Genomic DNA, 14781 nt, shown 5'->3' with positions numbered 1-14781 from the left:
CTCTCCACTGACATGAAGCGCGATGGCCTGCAAGATCAAGGGTGTCAGCGCAAAACTTTCGGCAGCTTGCCGTCTTTTCGAACGCTGCAAGTCCCCCGCCCCGTCCAGTTTTGTGGTGTGTTGGTGGGGTTGGCGCTGACCTTTACCGCACCAGTGCTTTTGGTGATGACAGCCGTGTAGCTGAAATTCGGAACCCTTTGGTTCAGGTTGTCTTTGGCATTCTTGACCTCCCAACGCACACGCAATTTACCGTTACGCTGGACCACGGATGCGGCCATCGGCTTTTGGAAAAAGGTCAGAATGATATGGTCGACAACGGACACTTTGCCTTGACCGTCAAAGATCACCGCAAGTTTGGCGGGCACCCAATCAACACGGGGGTCACGTTTATTAATATCGCAGTCGTACATCAAGGGTTGGGCCACCGCACTTAAGGGGGACAACAGGGCTGCAAGGCCGATACACAAAACAGTCTTTTTCATTCTTTCATCTTTCTATTTCGTGCGCCGAGTGCACAGACCGCCACTGCGCAATCCTGAATCGAATTGCCGCGGTTTTGCAGTCAGTTGGATTTTGCCATTGGCCTTGCTGATCGAGGCACGGTAGTCGAAGTCACCATAGGTGCCCCCGCCCTCTTTTTCGCCACCGGACAATGTCCATTTCACGATCAACCGCTTGGCATCGTTGCGTAAAACCTGCCCCTGCAAGGCGACTTTATTGTAGTGCAGGATCAGGGGGTCCACGACCTGAACCGCACCACTGCCATCATCAACAAAGCCAATCGTGCTGGCGATCCAGCCCTTTGATCTTGCGTAATCGCTTAGTTTGCAGTCCCAAAGAAACCCTGCCGAAGCGGCAGGTACCGCGCTGGCACACATCAAAGCCATGGCCACTGCCACAGGTTTCAATCTTTTAAAGAACCCATCTTTCCCAAAACGAGACGGCATTATTTGACAACCTTGCAGCGTCCCTCGCCGCTGATCACATTGTCGCCCCCGTGCAAGATGCCGTTGACCGTGACCTTTCCCGATTTCGTGTTCAAAAGCGCCGAATATGTCAGGCTTAACTTCCCGGCATTGACGCTTGGTGCGCCTTCAACGTCCCATTTGTAACGCCACAATGTATCTTTGCGTTTCGTCACTCGCGCCGCAATCGGGGAATCCTAGGCGTTTTTGATCACGCCGTCATACACGAAGCCTGTCACGTCCTTTGGAACCAAAGAAAAGATCATGCGATCCCCCATCCAGCCACCACGCCCTGTGTTGTGCATGTCGCAATCATAAGTTTGTGCAAACGCGCCTGACGCTGCCACGCAAAACGCAGATGCCGCGCAGAATTTTCGAAAACCAGATGTAGAAAAAAACAATGCATACCCTCAATACTGACGCCAATATGCGTCATGTTAGGGCGATCCGTCACCGGCCTGCAACCGCAAATTATGACTTTGGGTCTGGAATTCTATCCCAAGGCGCACAGGTTCCCGACGCACTGCCCGGCGTCAGAAAAGAGCTTTCGCTGACGCCGCTGTAATTGAATTTGAAGGTCTTCAAGTTCAGCGTCATTTTGAATTTCACATTGGTGCTGCGGCCGCTTAGGTCTGTGGCATCGATCAACGCCCAGTTCAGTTGCAGCCGTTTTGATGTTGGGCGCGAAACCTCTGCCAAGGCAGGCCCCTCCATGACGGACAATGTGTATTCATCCAACACCCGTGCTTTCAGACTTTGCGTGTCGATGGATACAAAAACAGCTTCCGGCACCCAATCTTTGGTCGATGGATTGCGTGATAGGCACGCAAGATCAACGGCATAGGCCGGGACAGCAATCAATACTGCGCCCAAATATGAAGCAATTCTGTAGCAAGTCCGCATGGTGATTTATCTCAGATTTTTTAACGCCAACACGACTTTAGCACGTAACGATTAAACCATTCCAGCCCGTTGCTGCTTTAATCCTTAACCCAACTTCGGAGCAGCATATGCATTCTACAACCGGTCCTTCAAGAACCCTTCCTATACGGCCCTCGCCCTCGCCTTCGCCCGGCTAGAAATGCCCCACTTCAGAACCCGGCTGTGCCGCCACCGTCAACACATCAAACAGATACTGAGCGTTTGAGCGGAAACATATGATTTGGAAAACGCCCTCTTCCGGCATCCAGAAAGCTGCTGGAATTTGGGCGATCCGTGTGCGGCGGAACATACCAGCTGTGAACGCAGCCGGACGCAGATCAACCGGAGCGACCTTGGCCAACACTTCACGGGCATGCGCACCGCTCAGACGCAGACACGCGCGCGCATCCGACACATCAACAGCCAGCGCATGTGTGGTTCCTAATGTCTTGTGCATAGCCGCCAAAGTGTCTGCGACCGCATCGTAAGGGCACAGGACCATCAATTCATCCGGGCTCATCCAGACGATGCCATGTGCGCCGTCTGTGTTGGCCTGTCCGGTTTCCGGCAATGCCACTTTTGTGACGCTGGTTGCGGCCTTTTTGACTTTGGCCACAGACAGATCACCACGCAAAGTGATCATGCCCTGCAGACCGGCATCCGCAACAGTGGCGATGCCAGCCGCATCGCTGGCTTGGTTCAAAGCGCTGATAGGATTAGACATTTTGCTTTGCTCCTTCGGGATCAAAGAACACAGGGTTCACGATTTTTGCGGTATAGTCTTTACCTTCGGTGCCGGGGAAGGTGATGATGTCACCCATCCGTTCCGGCCCGTTCAACACCAGTCCCATAGCGATGCCTTTTCCAAGGTTCGGAGAATGGTAGCTGGACGTCACGCGCCCGATCATATTGCGCTGACCGTTGGCGTTTGTGCCTTCGCCGACGGCATAAGCACCGTCTGGCAGCGTCGATCCATCGGTGGTTTCCAGGCCCACCAAACGCCAGCGTTTGTTGCTGACCATATGGTCGCGTTCCTGCGCACGTTTTCCTAGGAAATCTTCTTTCTTTTTAGAGATCGCCCAATTCAGCCCAAGGTCTTGCGGAATGACCGTGCCGTCAGTTTCGTCACCGATCATGATAAAACCCTTCTCGGCCCGCAGAATGTGCAGACATTCTGTACCGTATGGCATCACGCCCAGCGCGTCGCCCACAGCCATCAAAGCATCCCAGAAGGCTTGTCCCTGACTTGCAGGGACCGCAATCTCATAGCTCAGTTCGCCCGAGAACGAGATACGGTAGGCCCGCACATCAAAGCCGCCCAACGTGCCGTCTTTCCATTCCATGAACCCAAGCGCGTCAGCGCTGACATCCATGCCGCCCAAAGCTTCAAGTGCTTTGCGTGCATTTGGTCCGACAACCGCAACTTGCGCGTATTGTTCGGTGACGTTGGCGACATAGACCTTCCAGTCCCACCATTCGGTCTGCAGCCATTCTTCCATATGGCCATGGATGCTTTCGGCGCCGCCTGTGGTGGTGTGGCACAGCCATGTATCGTCATCTATGCGGGCGACAACGCCGTCATCAATCAGGAAGCCATTTTCGGAGCACATCAACCCGTAGCGGCATTTGCCGATTTTCAGATTGGACATCATGTTGGTGTACATCATGTCGAGGAATTTGCCTGCATCCGGCCCTTTGACGATAATTTTGCCAAGGGTCGAGGCGTCCAGCAGCCCCATGTTGTCACGTGTGTTCTTGGTTTCGCGCATTACCGCGTCATGCACGGTTTCACCGCTGCGCACATAGGCGTAGGGGCGGCGCCATTGGCCGACGGGTTCCCAATCGGCGCCGTTGCTGTCGTGCCAGTCGTACATCGGCGTGCGGCGCACAGGTTGGAACACGTGGGCTTTCGCTTCGCCTGCAATCGACCCCATTGAGATGGGCGTATAGGGTGGGCGGAACGTGGTGGTGCCGGTTTGCGGAATTGGTTGGTTCAAACTGTCAGACAGGATTGCCAAACCATTGATGTTGCTGAGCTTTCCTTGGTCGGTCGCCATGCCCAACGTGGTGTAGCGCTTGGCGTGTTCGACGCTTTCGAAGCCTTCTTGTGCTGCCAATTGAACATCGGACACTTTCACGTCGTTTTGATAGTCCAGCCATGCTTTGGACCGCAGCTTGTAACCTGCGCCTTGCGGCATCAACCAAACGGGCATCATAGGTGCCTCATCGTCGGTCACAGCCTCTGGTGCTGCGCTGGCTTTGCCACCACGTCCGGTGTCTTTTGCCGCAGCAATCCCTGCGGATCTTGCGTCCGACAGGATCGCCCCAAGATCCATTTCGCCATTTGCGCTGCCAGCAGCCGTTACAAAGCCCTGCCCTTTGTCGCCAATTGGCGCACGGGCCGGATCGGGACGGAAGCTGGCTTGTTCCGTGTCCCATGTCAGTTTGCCACCGCAATGTGACCACAAATGCACAACCGGCGACCAACCGCCTGACATCGCCACCACATCGCATCCGATTTCTTCCAGCACAGCACCTTCGCCGGCTTGCGAACAGACCGCAACGCCAGTCACGCGTTTGCCGCCCTGCACCATGGATACGCCATGTCCGGGCATCACCCGAATGCCAAGCGCCTTGGCCTGCGCCATCAACGCGCTGTCTTGGGTCAAGACACGCGCATCCAGAATGGCAGGCACATCAAGCCCTGCATGTTTCAGCGCGATTGCCGTACGGTAGGCATCGTCGTTGTTTGTGACAACCACTGTGCGGTCGCCAAGCGACACGCCAAAGTTCACCGCATAATCGCGCACAGCACTGGCCAGCATGACACCCGGAATGTCATTGCCCGCGAAGCTGAGCGGACGTTCGATCGCACCGGTGGCTGTCACGATATGACCTGCACGAATACGCCACAAACGCTGACGCGGACCCTCTTTGGCCGGATCGTGATCCGTCAGGCGCTCATAGCCCAACACATAACCGTGGTCGTAGACCCCCGCCCCCATTGTGCGGGTGCGAATTTTGACGTTGTCCATCGCCTCTAGCTTGGCCACGATCTGGGTCACAAAGCTTTCGGTGTCTGTGCCGGCAACTTCACCACCATCGACAGGGGCACGCCCGCCCAAATGCGCGGTTTGCTCCAGCAACAAGACCTCTGCACCGGCTTCGCCTGCGCTTAACGCCGCTTGAAGGCCAGCGACACCGCCGCCCACAACCAGAACGTCACAGAAGGCGTAGAAATGCTCGTAAGTGTCGACATCGCGGTCTTTTGGGGCGGCCCCAAGGCCTGCGGCGTGACGGATAAACGGCTCATACACGTGTTTCCACAAAGGGCGCGGGTGAATGAACATTTTGTAGTAGAACCCCGCCGGCATAAAGCGGCTGAGTTTGGAGTTCACAGCACCGACGTCGAATTCTAGGCTGGGCCAGTGGTTCTGGCTTTTGGACGTCAGACCATCGAATAATTCTGTGGTGGTCACGCGTTGATTTGGCTCAAACTTGCCGCCTTCGCCCAAATTCACCAATCCATTGGGCTCTTCCGCGCCCGAGGCCACGATGCCACGCGGACGGTGGTATTTGAACGACCGCCCCACCAGCATCTGGTCGTTGGCCAGCAAGGCAGACGCCAATGTGTCGCCTTCAAAGCCGCGCAAGCTGCGCCCGTTGAAGGTGAAGTTCATAGCGTTTGTTTTGTTCAGCAGGCGACCGCCTGTTGCGAGACGAGTGCTCATGTTTTTGACCCTTTCATCTGGGAGACAAACTTGATGCCTCCGGCGGGGATATTTTTAGCGAAAAGAAGAAGGGCGCGGATCATGAGAATGCCCCCCACGACCAGCCGGGCCGCTTGGCGCTGATGGCGTCACACAGGGCTTTGGGTGGTTCATATGTTTGCGCGGAATATGTGCCGAACACTTCCAGCGTCATTGTGCACCGCGCGGCATGGAACCATTTTCCGCAGCCGTTGTTGTGGCGCCAGCGTTCAAAATGAACCCCTTTGGGGTTTTGCCGCATAAACAGGTAGTTTTCGAAATCCGCGTTATCGGACCCCGGACCAAAGCGTTTCAAATGTGCTTCGCCCCCGGCATGAAATTCGGTTTCTTCTGCAGTTACGTTGCAGCAAGGGCATGTGAGGACAAGCATTACGCGGCTCCTGTCAGGGTGTCAGACATGCAAAAGGCGGACGCCGCGAAGCGCCCGCCTGAAGCAGATGTGATGTTGGTTGGTTTATTCAGTGACAGCCGGAGCTGCGGGATCGACCACTGGCGCGCTTTCAAGCGTTGCGGGTGCTGCCCCTTCTTCGCCTTCAGGCACTGTGCTGCTACCGATGAAAGACAGAACAAAGATGAAGGCCGCAAGGACAAGCACTGCCACAAGAAGGCCTTTGGCGCTGATGCCTTCGCTGCGGGAGATGTTTGAGTTCGTGTAATCGGACATTTGACGTTCTCCTGTGTTGAGACCGTCATCAAAACATCTGTTACCGCCCGCTCAACCATCAGTGCGTCGAAACGCCAAATCCGGCGAAGGATGGCGCAAAACGCGGTGTGCGTTGCGCCGATCCTTGCCGGATTGTCCAGATTTAGTCGTGTTGGGCGGTTAGTTGCCTGACACGTCTTCTGCTGCGCCTTCGACAGCTTGTGCTGCCCCTTCGATGGCCGCCCCTGCGCCTTCGATGCTGATGTTGACGTCATCGCGCCCCCCATCGGCGCCTGCGAACATGAACCACGCAAGCACCGCGACCACGACGACAAGCGCCCCCACAACAAAGGCCAAACCGCTGTTGCCGCCTGATGTGCTTGTTGCTGTTGTGTGTGTTGCGGTTTCGTCTGACATTGTGTGTCTCCTTCGATTTCTTGTGTCGAAAAGAGAACCCGCGCAGGCATCGAATGGTTCCAAGTTTTTTCTTGGCGATCAGCCGAACCCTGCGCTACAAATGTGTCAATCAAAGTTGACACAAGGGATTTGTCATGAGCAAAGAAATGGGTGCCGTTGCCGTCTTTGGCGCAATAATTGTAGTCGCTGTCATCATGCTTTTGCTGGAACGGCGCGGCATGGCCAAGCGCAAAGCTGCGCGCGGTGGCCGCGACATCGACGTCAGCAATCTGATCGCGTTTGGCAGTGCTGCAGGCGAAGGGGAAAAGACCCGAACGCCCCACTAATCCTGCCAAATCCATGACGGTATTCATTAGTGCGCAACCCCGGCCGCGACGCTTTCGTCGATGAAGCGGCCTTCGATAAAGCGCTCCATTCCGAATTCATCCGTCAAAGGCGAATGTCCCTTGGCCATCAGTTCCGCCATGGCCCAACCGGACCCCGGGATCGCCTTGAACCCGCCTGTCCCCCAACCGCAGTTGATGAACACGCCGTCTACAGGCGTTTTGGACAGGATCGGCGAACGGTCCCCCGTCACATCCACAATCCCGCCCCATTGGCGCAGCATTTTCAGGCGCGACAGCATCGGGAAGGTTTCGTTCAGCGCGCGCACGGTTTCTTCCACATGGTGGAAAGATCCGCGCTGGGTGTAGTTGTTGTAGCCGTCCGTGCCGCCCCCGATGACCATTTCGCCTTTATCGGATTGCGACAAGTAGCCGTGCACGGTGTTGGCCATGATGACCACATCCATCGCGGGCTTGATCGGTTCAGACACAAGCGCCTGAAGCGCCACGGATTCCAGTGGCAAGCGGAAGCCCGCCTTGGCCGCAAGATCACCCGAGTGGCCTGCAACCACAATCCCAAGCTTGTCGCAATCAATCGCGCCTTTGGTGGTGTCGACGCCCACAACCTTGCCGCCATCGCGGCGGATCGCGGTCACTTCGCATTGCTGGATCACGTCCATGCCCATGTCCGAGCACGCCCGCGCATAGCCCCAAGCCACAGCATCGTGACGCGCCGTGCCGCCACGCGCTTGCCACAAGCCGCCCAACACCGGATAGCGCGGACCATCAAGGTTGATGATCGAACACAGCTCTTTCACCTTTTGCGGTCCGATCCATTCGGTTTGAACACCTTGCAACGCGTTGGCATGCGCCGTGCGTTGATAGCCGCGCACCTCGTGGTGGGTTTGGGCCAGCATGATCACGCCGCGCGGGCTGAACATCACGTTGTAGTTCAGGTCCTGAGACATGGTTTCGTAAAGCGACCGCGACTTTTCATAAAGCGCGGCAGAGGGATCTTGCAGATAGTTCGAGCGGATGATGGTGGTGTTGCGGCCCGTGTTGCCACCGCCCAACCAGCCTTTTTCAAGGATCGCCACATTGGTGATGCCAAAATTCTTGCCCAGATAATACGCTGTGGCCAACCCGTGGCCACCGGCCCCGATGATGATCGCATCATATTTCTTTTTGGGTTCGGGGGCGCGCCACGCACGTTCCCATCCTGTGTGGTAACGGACGGCCTCACGGGCGATAGCAAAGGCGGAATAGCGTTTCATTTACAAAGCTCCGAATGTGGTCCGAATGTCGGTCGTATTTGGGTTCTGGCGGGACTGCGCAGGCAAATGTCACGGATTCGCAAACCGCCCCAACGTTGTGCCTGTTCTGGGTGAGATACCATAAAAACAGGATACCCGCCGCGGCACTTTCATGCAGTTTTGCGACAGGACAGTCAATTGGGCGTCATCTAGTGACCGGTGCGCCCAATTGCCCCTTTTTATGGCAGCCATAGAAGGCTACATCGGAGGGAATACCGAAAGGGGCGCTATGCTGTTCTGGATTATCACTGGTGGGCTGACATTAAGTGTTGTGGCCTTGTTGTCATTGGCCTTTATGCGGGCCCGAGTCCCGGACGCCGATGCGGCCACCTTCGACGTGCAGGTCTACCGCGATCAACTGGCGGAAGTTGATCGTGATTTGGCGCGCGGCGTGCTTTCAGAGGCAGACGCCACACGCGTGCGCACTGAAGTGTCGCGGCGCATCCTCACCGCCGATGCGGCCAAAGCGAACGCGTCAGTCAGCACCGCAGGCGGTGCGCCATTTGCGGCAAGTGTTCTGGTGGCGCTGGCTGTCACTGGCGGCGCCTTCGGGCTGTACCTTCAGATCGGGGCACCGGGATATGGCGATCTGGCCTTGAAAGACCGCATTGAAATGGCAGAAAGCCTTCGTGCGGACCGTCCTGCCCAGCAGGAGGCCGAAGACAGTCTGGCCAGCACACCCGCACTGCAAAATGCGGCGCCCGATTATGTGGCGCTGGTGGAAAAGCTGCGCCTGACCGTGGCGCAGCGTCCCGATGATCTGCAAGGCAATGTGCTTTTGGCACGCTCAGAGGCCAATTTGGGCAACTACGCTGCAGCCCACCGCGCCCAAGAAACTGTGCTGCGCCTAAAGGGCAATTCGGCGACGATTGACGACATCACAGACTACGCGGATATGATGATCCTGGCCGCTGGCGGGTATGTTTCCCCGGAAGCGGAGCGCGTTTTGCAAGTGGCTTTGACACAGGATGCAGGCAACGGCACAGCGCGGTATTACTGGGGCTTGATGAACGCGCAAACAGGACGTCCGGATGTTGCGTTCCGGATTTGGGATCAGCAATTGCGGGCAGGACCACCTGATGCCCCATGGATCGCCCCGATTTTGCAGCAGATCGAAGACATGGCTGCCAGATCTGGCGTCAACTACCAGATCCCGACAGTCGGTGACGGCGCGACGCGTGGCCCCTCGGCGGATGATATAGAAGCGGCTGGCGACATGACCGGCGCCGAGCGGATGGAGATGATCGAGGGTATGGTCGAAGGCTTGTCAGAACGGCTGGCCAGCGAAGGCGGCACACCTCAGGAATGGGCGCAACTGATCGGGGCCTTGGGCGTCTTGGGTCGCACACAACAGGCGCGGGCTGTTTACGACAATGGTGTCGAAGTTTTCAAAGACGACCCTGCTGCGCTTGATTTGCTGAACCGCGCAGGCGAACGGGTCAATGTGGCCGAATGATCTATGACGACGTCACAGACTTTGCGGCCATTTTGCCGCCCATGCGCCCGTTGATCGGTCTGGATTTGGGCACTGTCACAATCGGTTTGGCTGTTTCCGATACCTTTTTGGGAATCGCCACGCCGCTTGAGACAATCAAACGCAAAAAGTTCGGTGTAGACGCCGAAAAGCTGCTTGCGGTCATGAAGGCCCGTGACATTGGTGGTCTGGTCTTGGGGCTGCCGCGCAATATGGATGGCTCTGAAGGGCCGCGATGCCAATCCACACGCGCTTTTGCCCGCAATCTGGAAAAACTGTGGGCCGGGCCAATCACCTATTGGGACGAGCGCTTGAGCACCGTTGCCGCAGAACGCGCATTGCTTGAGGCGGATACGTCACGCAAACGTCGCGCCGAGGTCATTGATCATGTGGCTGCGGGATATATCTTGCAAGGACTGTTGGATCGTTTGGGCGTTTTGCGCCGTGAAGGAAATTAGATGACTGTACCGGTATGGACACGCAAAGAAATCGAAAGCCCGTGCATCCAGATCTGCGTGGTGCATCCCGAAACGCGGTTGTGCACCGGTTGCGCACGTTCCATCGATGAAATCACCCAATGGTCAAAGATGAGCGCCGAAGCTCGAAGCCAGATTATGGCTGAATTGCCCCTGCGCGAAGCGGCGCCCAAAGGCCGACGCGGCGGACGTGCAGCGCGTTTGAAACGATAACCGGGCGGAAACTTTGTAAGTTTCCGGTGCGTTTTCTTTTCAAGAAAACGATCCTCCCAACCAGTCGCGGCCATTGCTATAAGCGGGCCGGAAAAACGCAATCGCGCGGTGCGTTTCCTTTATCGCGCTGGCGTTGGATGCCCAAACCTCTGTACCGTGTAATGCAAAGCGGTGTATCAACGCCGCCTGCCCCACAGTCATCGTCAGCGGTACCATTTCGCATGTTTCGAACACATGACGCCGCGCGTTTTGATAGGCTTCTGTCACGTCCACTTGCCCGGGATTGCCCCCGCCAATTGCATCTTTCAACGCACGCTGCATAATCACATGACTGCCCCGCCACACCACAGTCGGGGCGGCTGCGCAATCATGCAACGGAATACCCAGAATATAGGCGTGTAGCTCTTGTGCGAAGCGACGCTTGTGCACCCCAACAGGCAGCAAACCATCCACATGCGCCGCCTTGCGCGTGATCCTGAAACGGTGATTGCCTGGGCTTTCGTCTGCGTCTTGCAGCGGATAGCCCGGATAGACCACGGACAGTTGCGCACGATGCAAAGCCATATCAGGCACCTGAGCCTGCCATGGCCCTGTCAGCGGCACACCGTCCACAGTGCCTGCGTCGTCATTGGGAAGCGCGTCCAACCCGACAAACCACGTGCGGCCATGGCGCAACTGGTCCAGTGGCACAGACGGGTCGCTGTGCGCATTCGGAACATGCGCATAAGCCGCTTGCGCCCAGCGCTGAACCCCTGCGTCGTGCCCAAACACAACAAATCCGTCACGTTGCATCATCCAAAGAACGCCTTGCGCATCATATTCAAAGCCACCAGTACCAAAAACACACCAAATGCGCGTTTCAAAGGCTTGGGGTCCATTGCATGGGCCAATTTCACGCCCCAGGGGGCTGTGATCAGGGTCATGGCAATAATGATGCCGAAGGCCACCAAATTGACCGCGCCAATCGTCAAGGGCGGCACGGCCATTGCCATGTCCACAAACAAGAACCCGACAACCGCAGGCACGGCGATCACCACGCCGAAACCGGCTGCCGTGGCCACGGCGCGGTGGATTGAAGTGTTAAACAGCGTCATCACCGGCACCCCGAAGCTGCCCCCGCCAATGCCCATAAGGACCGACATAAAGCCCAATACTGGGGACAAAACCATGCGCAAAGGCCCACGCGGCATCGCATCTGCCAAACGCCAGTCTGCGCGCCCGAAGGTCATGTACAGCCCCACGATCAGTGCCAAAACGCCAAAGATTATCTGCAAGGTCACGGATCGCAGCTGCGCCACAACCAGCATCCCAATCACCGCCCCCACAACAATCCCCGGCGCCCACGTGCGCAAAATATTCCAGTCCACAGCGCCCTTTTTATTGTGGCTGTGAACAGAGCGCACCGAGGTCACGATAATCGTGGCAAGTGACGTCGCCAAACACATCTGCATCAATTGCGGGCCATCGTATCCAAGCGTTTGAAATGCATAGAAAAACGCAGGCACCAAGACGATCCCTCCGCCCACACCAAGCAATCCGGCCAGCACGCCCGCAAAAGCACCGATCCCCAACAAAAGCAGTGTCATTTGAAGCAGCAAAACGGTCTCAGGCATTGCTTTGTTCCTTTTCGCTTGGCGCGTCTTCGGCATTTTGGATCACGGTCTGGACCTGTGCCAAGGCAGCTTCCACGACTTCAGGGCCCGCGCCGGGTTTGTGCGCTTCTTCTGACAACTTGCGCCGCCACAACCGTGCCCCGGGACGCCCTGCAAACAAGCCAAGCATATGCCGTGTTACCTGATTGAGACGCCCCCCCGCGCCAAGATGGCTTTCGATATAGGGCAACATCTGCAGCACTGCATCTTGGGCCGTGGTCTGTGTATCTGCGCCATAGATGCGCTGGTCCGCGGTGCCCAGAATATCAGTGGGCTGGTGGTAGGCTGTGCGCCCGATCATCACCCCGTCCAATCCGGCATCCAGAAAACCCTGCGCCGCATCCAGACTTTCGATACCGCCATTCACAGAGATATGCAGGTTTGGAAACAACCCTTTCATCCTGTGCACCAGATCATAATCAAGAGGCGGGATATCCCTGTTTTCCTTTGGCGACAAACCTTGCAACCATGCTTTGCGGGCGTGGATTGTCACGCGTTCGCACCCTGCCGCCACGATCCGCGCCAAAAACTCTGGCAGCACATACTCGGGGTCTTGATCGTCCACGCCAATGCGGCACTTTACGGTGATTTCGATGTCCACGGCCGCACGCATTTCAGACACACATGCCGCGACCCGTGCGGGGTCTTTCATCAACACAGCACCAAACGTGCCTGATTGCACACGATCCGACGGGCAGCCTACGTTCAGGTTGATCTCGTCATACCCGCGCGCCTGCCCCAGTTTGGCGGCCTGCGCCAGTTCTTGCGGATCAGAGCCGCCTAGCTGCAAGGCCACGGGATGTTCTGCCACGTCGAATTCCAACAACCGCAACGCGCCGCCACGCACCAAAGCCGCGGACGTCACCATTTCCGTATACAGCAATGTGTCCGCGCTGAGCAGCCTGTGCAGATAACGACAATGCCTGTCCGTCCAGTCCATCATGGGTGCCACAGAAAGGCGGGCATGGTGGTGCAAATTATATCTTTTATGTTCAGACACTTACGGACCTGCGAATTATAAGTTCGATAGGATGTGTAGTTAGTGGAAAATTCGACCAACAACAATAGGCAGGGGGAACCCCGTGCGCGTGCGCATCGCTTCGGCAAGGGAGTGTCAAAAGACGCTGTCGCAAATTGAAAAATGCCAGCATTTGTGTGCGCCTGCTGAAGCATGATAAAGCACACCCGTCACGCAAGCCGCAACAATAGGGTGTTATTCCAATGATCTCTTACGTCACTGTCGGTGTCGATGACATGGATCGCGCAAAGCGGTTCTATTCTGCATTTCTTCCCGCGTTGGGCTACGGGCTGGAAGAAGGACCAGAGGGCTTAAGCTTTGCCTTGCCCGTGCCCGAAGGACAGCGCCCCGTTTTGCCCGACTTTTACGTCAAACCAACTTTCAACGGACAGCCCGCCACTGCAGGAAACGGCACGATGGTGGCGTTTGAAGCCCGCAATCAGGCCCAAGTGCGCGATCTACATGCGGCGGCCGTTGACGCGGGCGGGACCGACGAAGGTCAACCGGGATTTCGCGCGTCTTACGGGCCACATTTCTACGTCAGCTATCTGCGCGATCCACAGGGCAACAAAATAGCAGTTTTTTCGTGTGATCCGAACGAGGCGGGGCGCGACGGGTGACGCGTAGCCAGTGACGTGTAGCGTGTGACGGATGATACCGTTTCTATGGGAACAGCTTGGAAGAACGGCCCATCTGTGCACATAGTCCGCCACACTGTCAGCCTTCACCTTATTCCCCGAAAGGACACCCCATGAGCGCATTTGACGAAGACCTATTTTTGACCGGTTTGGAGCAACGCAAAGCCACCTTGGGTGCGGCCTATGTTGAAAACAATCTGGCAGCGGCAGATGACTTCACACGCCCCTTTCAAGAAGCAATGACAGCATGGTGCTGGGGCTTTGGCTGGGGGGATGATGTGATTGATGCAAAGACACGGTCGATGATGAATCTGTCGATGATCGGGGCCTTGGGCAAGATGACCGAATGGGAATTGCATTGCCGTGGCGCGATCAACAACGGTGTCACAAAGGAAGAAATTCGCGCAATCATTCATGTCATCGCTATCTATTGTGGTGTCCCGCAGGGTCTAGAGTGCTTTCGTGCTGCAAAGAAGGTTCTGGAAGAACAATCAAAGACTTAACATCATAAATCCGTTCAAGACCTGACCACCACACGAGGCAACGTCGATCTTCATACAAAATTAGTGATTTACCAAACTGCACTTCAGGTTGTAGCGTTGGGGTATATTGCGATTTTTCATTAAAAGGTGCTGTTGCCATGAGTGCAGATATTGAACTGGCTGAATTTATCTCGAACCTGCGGGCGGAACTGGAAACCGCTTTGGCCGCATCAAGTGATGCCGAAGTGCGCTTTGTTCCCAAAACACTTGATCTGGAACTGTCTGTGGTCGCCGAGAAATCGGCAGAAGCCAGCGGCAAAATCAGCTTCAAGATTTTCTCCGTGGGTGCAGAAGCAGGCGGGGGCGGTACACTTAGCAACGCATCGACCCAGACCATTAAACTGTCCTTGGAACCTGTAGGCAAAGACGGCGAACAGATCTTTATCACCAGCTCAGGCAGCACCACAATTTAAGGG

Annotated in this window: 20 protein-coding genes; 7 read left to right on the top strand and 13 right to left on the bottom strand. The window is 56.4% G+C overall.

What is annotated here, in order from left to right:
- Positions 1-44: 44 nt before the first annotated feature.
- The 9 genes from ASD8599_RS07470 to ASD8599_RS07430 all read right to left on the bottom strand — a co-directional run bounded on the left by ASD8599_RS07470 (position 45) and on the right by ASD8599_RS07430 (position 6716).
- A complete protein-coding gene (locus tag ASD8599_RS07470; RefSeq protein WP_108827945.1) occupies positions 45-482 on the bottom strand; it encodes a hypothetical protein in 438 nt (145 codons plus the stop codon).
- Between the two features lie 12 nt (positions 483-494).
- Positions 495-947, bottom strand: a complete 453-nt coding sequence (locus ASD8599_RS07465; protein ID WP_108827944.1) for a hypothetical protein — start codon at positions 945-947, stop codon at positions 495-497.
- Complete coding sequence (locus tag ASD8599_RS07460; RefSeq protein WP_108827943.1) at positions 947-1141, bottom strand: hypothetical protein; 195 nt, start codon at positions 1139-1141, stop codon at positions 947-949. Before ASD8599_RS07460 ends, ASD8599_RS07465 begins: the two co-directional genes overlap by 1 nt.
- A gap of 295 nt (positions 1142-1436) precedes the next feature.
- The gene (locus tag ASD8599_RS07455) at positions 1437-1826 is read right to left on the bottom strand and encodes a hypothetical protein (protein WP_146188197.1); all 390 of its coding nucleotides are present in this window, start codon (positions 1824-1826) and stop codon (positions 1437-1439) included.
- Positions 1827-2040: 214 nt separating this feature from the next.
- Positions 2041-2610 (bottom strand): sarcosine oxidase subunit gamma, encoded by a 570-nt coding sequence (locus ASD8599_RS07450; RefSeq protein ID WP_108827941.1) that lies wholly within the window; start codon positions 2608-2610, stop codon positions 2041-2043.
- The gene (locus ASD8599_RS07445) at positions 2603-5617 is read right to left on the bottom strand and encodes a sarcosine oxidase subunit alpha family protein (RefSeq protein WP_108827940.1); all 3015 of its coding nucleotides are present in this window, start codon (positions 5615-5617) and stop codon (positions 2603-2605) included. The genes ASD8599_RS07450 and ASD8599_RS07445 overlap by 8 nt, the downstream gene beginning before the upstream one ends.
- Positions 5618-5696: 79 nt before the next feature.
- Positions 5697-6026, bottom strand: a complete 330-nt coding sequence (locus ASD8599_RS07440; protein WP_108827939.1) for a sarcosine oxidase subunit delta — start codon at positions 6024-6026, stop codon at positions 5697-5699.
- Between the two features lie 84 nt (positions 6027-6110).
- Positions 6111-6320, bottom strand: a complete 210-nt coding sequence (locus ASD8599_RS07435) for a hypothetical protein (protein ID WP_108827938.1) — start codon at positions 6318-6320, stop codon at positions 6111-6113.
- Positions 6321-6479: 159 nt separating this feature from the next.
- Positions 6480-6716, bottom strand: coding sequence for a hypothetical protein (locus ASD8599_RS07430; RefSeq protein WP_108827937.1), 237 nt, complete (start codon positions 6714-6716; stop codon positions 6480-6482).
- A gap of 134 nt (positions 6717-6850) precedes the next feature.
- Here ASD8599_RS07430 and ASD8599_RS07425 point away from each other — a divergent pair, with 134 nt between their 5' ends.
- Positions 6851-7042 (top strand): hypothetical protein, encoded by a 192-nt coding sequence (locus ASD8599_RS07425; RefSeq protein ID WP_108827936.1) that lies wholly within the window; start codon positions 6851-6853, stop codon positions 7040-7042.
- Positions 7043-7068: 26 nt separating this feature from the next.
- Here the strand turns inward: ASD8599_RS07425 and ASD8599_RS07420 are convergent, their stop codons facing one another.
- Positions 7069-8313, bottom strand: a complete 1245-nt coding sequence (locus ASD8599_RS07420; RefSeq protein ID WP_108827935.1) for a sarcosine oxidase subunit beta family protein — start codon at positions 8311-8313, stop codon at positions 7069-7071.
- Between the two features lie 268 nt (positions 8314-8581).
- Between ASD8599_RS07420 and ccmI the strand changes: the two genes are divergently transcribed.
- From ccmI to ASD8599_RS07405, 3 genes are read left to right on the top strand one after another with little or no spacing between them, the layout of a single operon-like run.
- A complete protein-coding gene (gene ccmI / locus ASD8599_RS07415; protein ID WP_108827934.1) occupies positions 8582-9808 on the top strand; it encodes a c-type cytochrome biogenesis protein CcmI in 1227 nt (408 codons plus the stop codon).
- Entirely contained in the window at positions 9805-10284 is a 480-nt protein-coding gene (gene ruvX / locus ASD8599_RS07410) for a Holliday junction resolvase RuvX (RefSeq protein WP_108827933.1), read from the top strand. The genes ccmI and ruvX overlap by 4 nt, the downstream gene beginning before the upstream one ends.
- Positions 10285-10515: a DUF1289 domain-containing protein gene (locus ASD8599_RS07405; RefSeq protein WP_108827932.1), complete on the top strand. Its 231-nt coding sequence runs from the start codon at positions 10285-10287 to the stop codon at positions 10513-10515.
- A 39-nt stretch (positions 10516-10554) separates the two neighbouring features.
- Here ASD8599_RS07405 and ASD8599_RS07400 read toward each other — a convergent pair whose 3' ends face one another.
- From ASD8599_RS07400 to dusA, 3 genes are read right to left on the bottom strand one after another with little or no spacing between them, the layout of a single operon-like run.
- Positions 10555-11310 (bottom strand): hypothetical protein, encoded by a 756-nt coding sequence (locus tag ASD8599_RS07400; protein ID WP_108827931.1) that lies wholly within the window; start codon positions 11308-11310, stop codon positions 10555-10557.
- Positions 11307-12128: a sulfite exporter TauE/SafE family protein gene (locus tag ASD8599_RS07395; RefSeq protein ID WP_108827930.1), complete on the bottom strand. Its 822-nt coding sequence runs from the start codon at positions 12126-12128 to the stop codon at positions 11307-11309. The genes ASD8599_RS07400 and ASD8599_RS07395 overlap by 4 nt, the downstream gene beginning before the upstream one ends.
- Positions 12121-13167 (bottom strand): tRNA dihydrouridine(20/20a) synthase DusA, encoded by a 1047-nt coding sequence (gene dusA, locus ASD8599_RS07390; protein ID WP_281261552.1) that lies wholly within the window; start codon positions 13165-13167, stop codon positions 12121-12123. The genes ASD8599_RS07395 and dusA overlap by 8 nt, the downstream gene beginning before the upstream one ends.
- Before the next feature lie 221 nt (positions 13168-13388).
- On the opposite strand from dusA, the gene ASD8599_RS07385 reads away from it, so the two are divergent.
- From ASD8599_RS07385 to ASD8599_RS07375, 3 genes are all read left to right on the top strand, one after another.
- Entirely contained in the window at positions 13389-13805 is a 417-nt protein-coding gene (locus ASD8599_RS07385) for a VOC family protein (RefSeq protein WP_108827929.1), read from the top strand.
- A 131-nt stretch (positions 13806-13936) separates the two neighbouring features.
- On the top strand, positions 13937-14326 hold the full coding sequence (locus tag ASD8599_RS07380) for a carboxymuconolactone decarboxylase family protein (RefSeq protein WP_108827928.1): 390 nt from the start codon (positions 13937-13939) through the stop codon (positions 14324-14326).
- Between the two features lie 137 nt (positions 14327-14463).
- On the top strand, positions 14464-14778 hold the full coding sequence (locus ASD8599_RS07375) for a trypco2 family protein (protein WP_108827927.1): 315 nt from the start codon (positions 14464-14466) through the stop codon (positions 14776-14778).
- The last annotated feature ends 3 nt before the right edge of the window (positions 14779-14781 follow it).

This window comes from Ascidiaceihabitans donghaensis (assembly GCF_900302465.1).
GTDB lineage: Bacteria > Pseudomonadota > Alphaproteobacteria > Rhodobacterales > Rhodobacteraceae > Ascidiaceihabitans > Ascidiaceihabitans donghaensis.
Note: the sequence above shows the minus strand (reverse complement) of the source record. Positions and strands in the feature narration are given on the sequence as shown.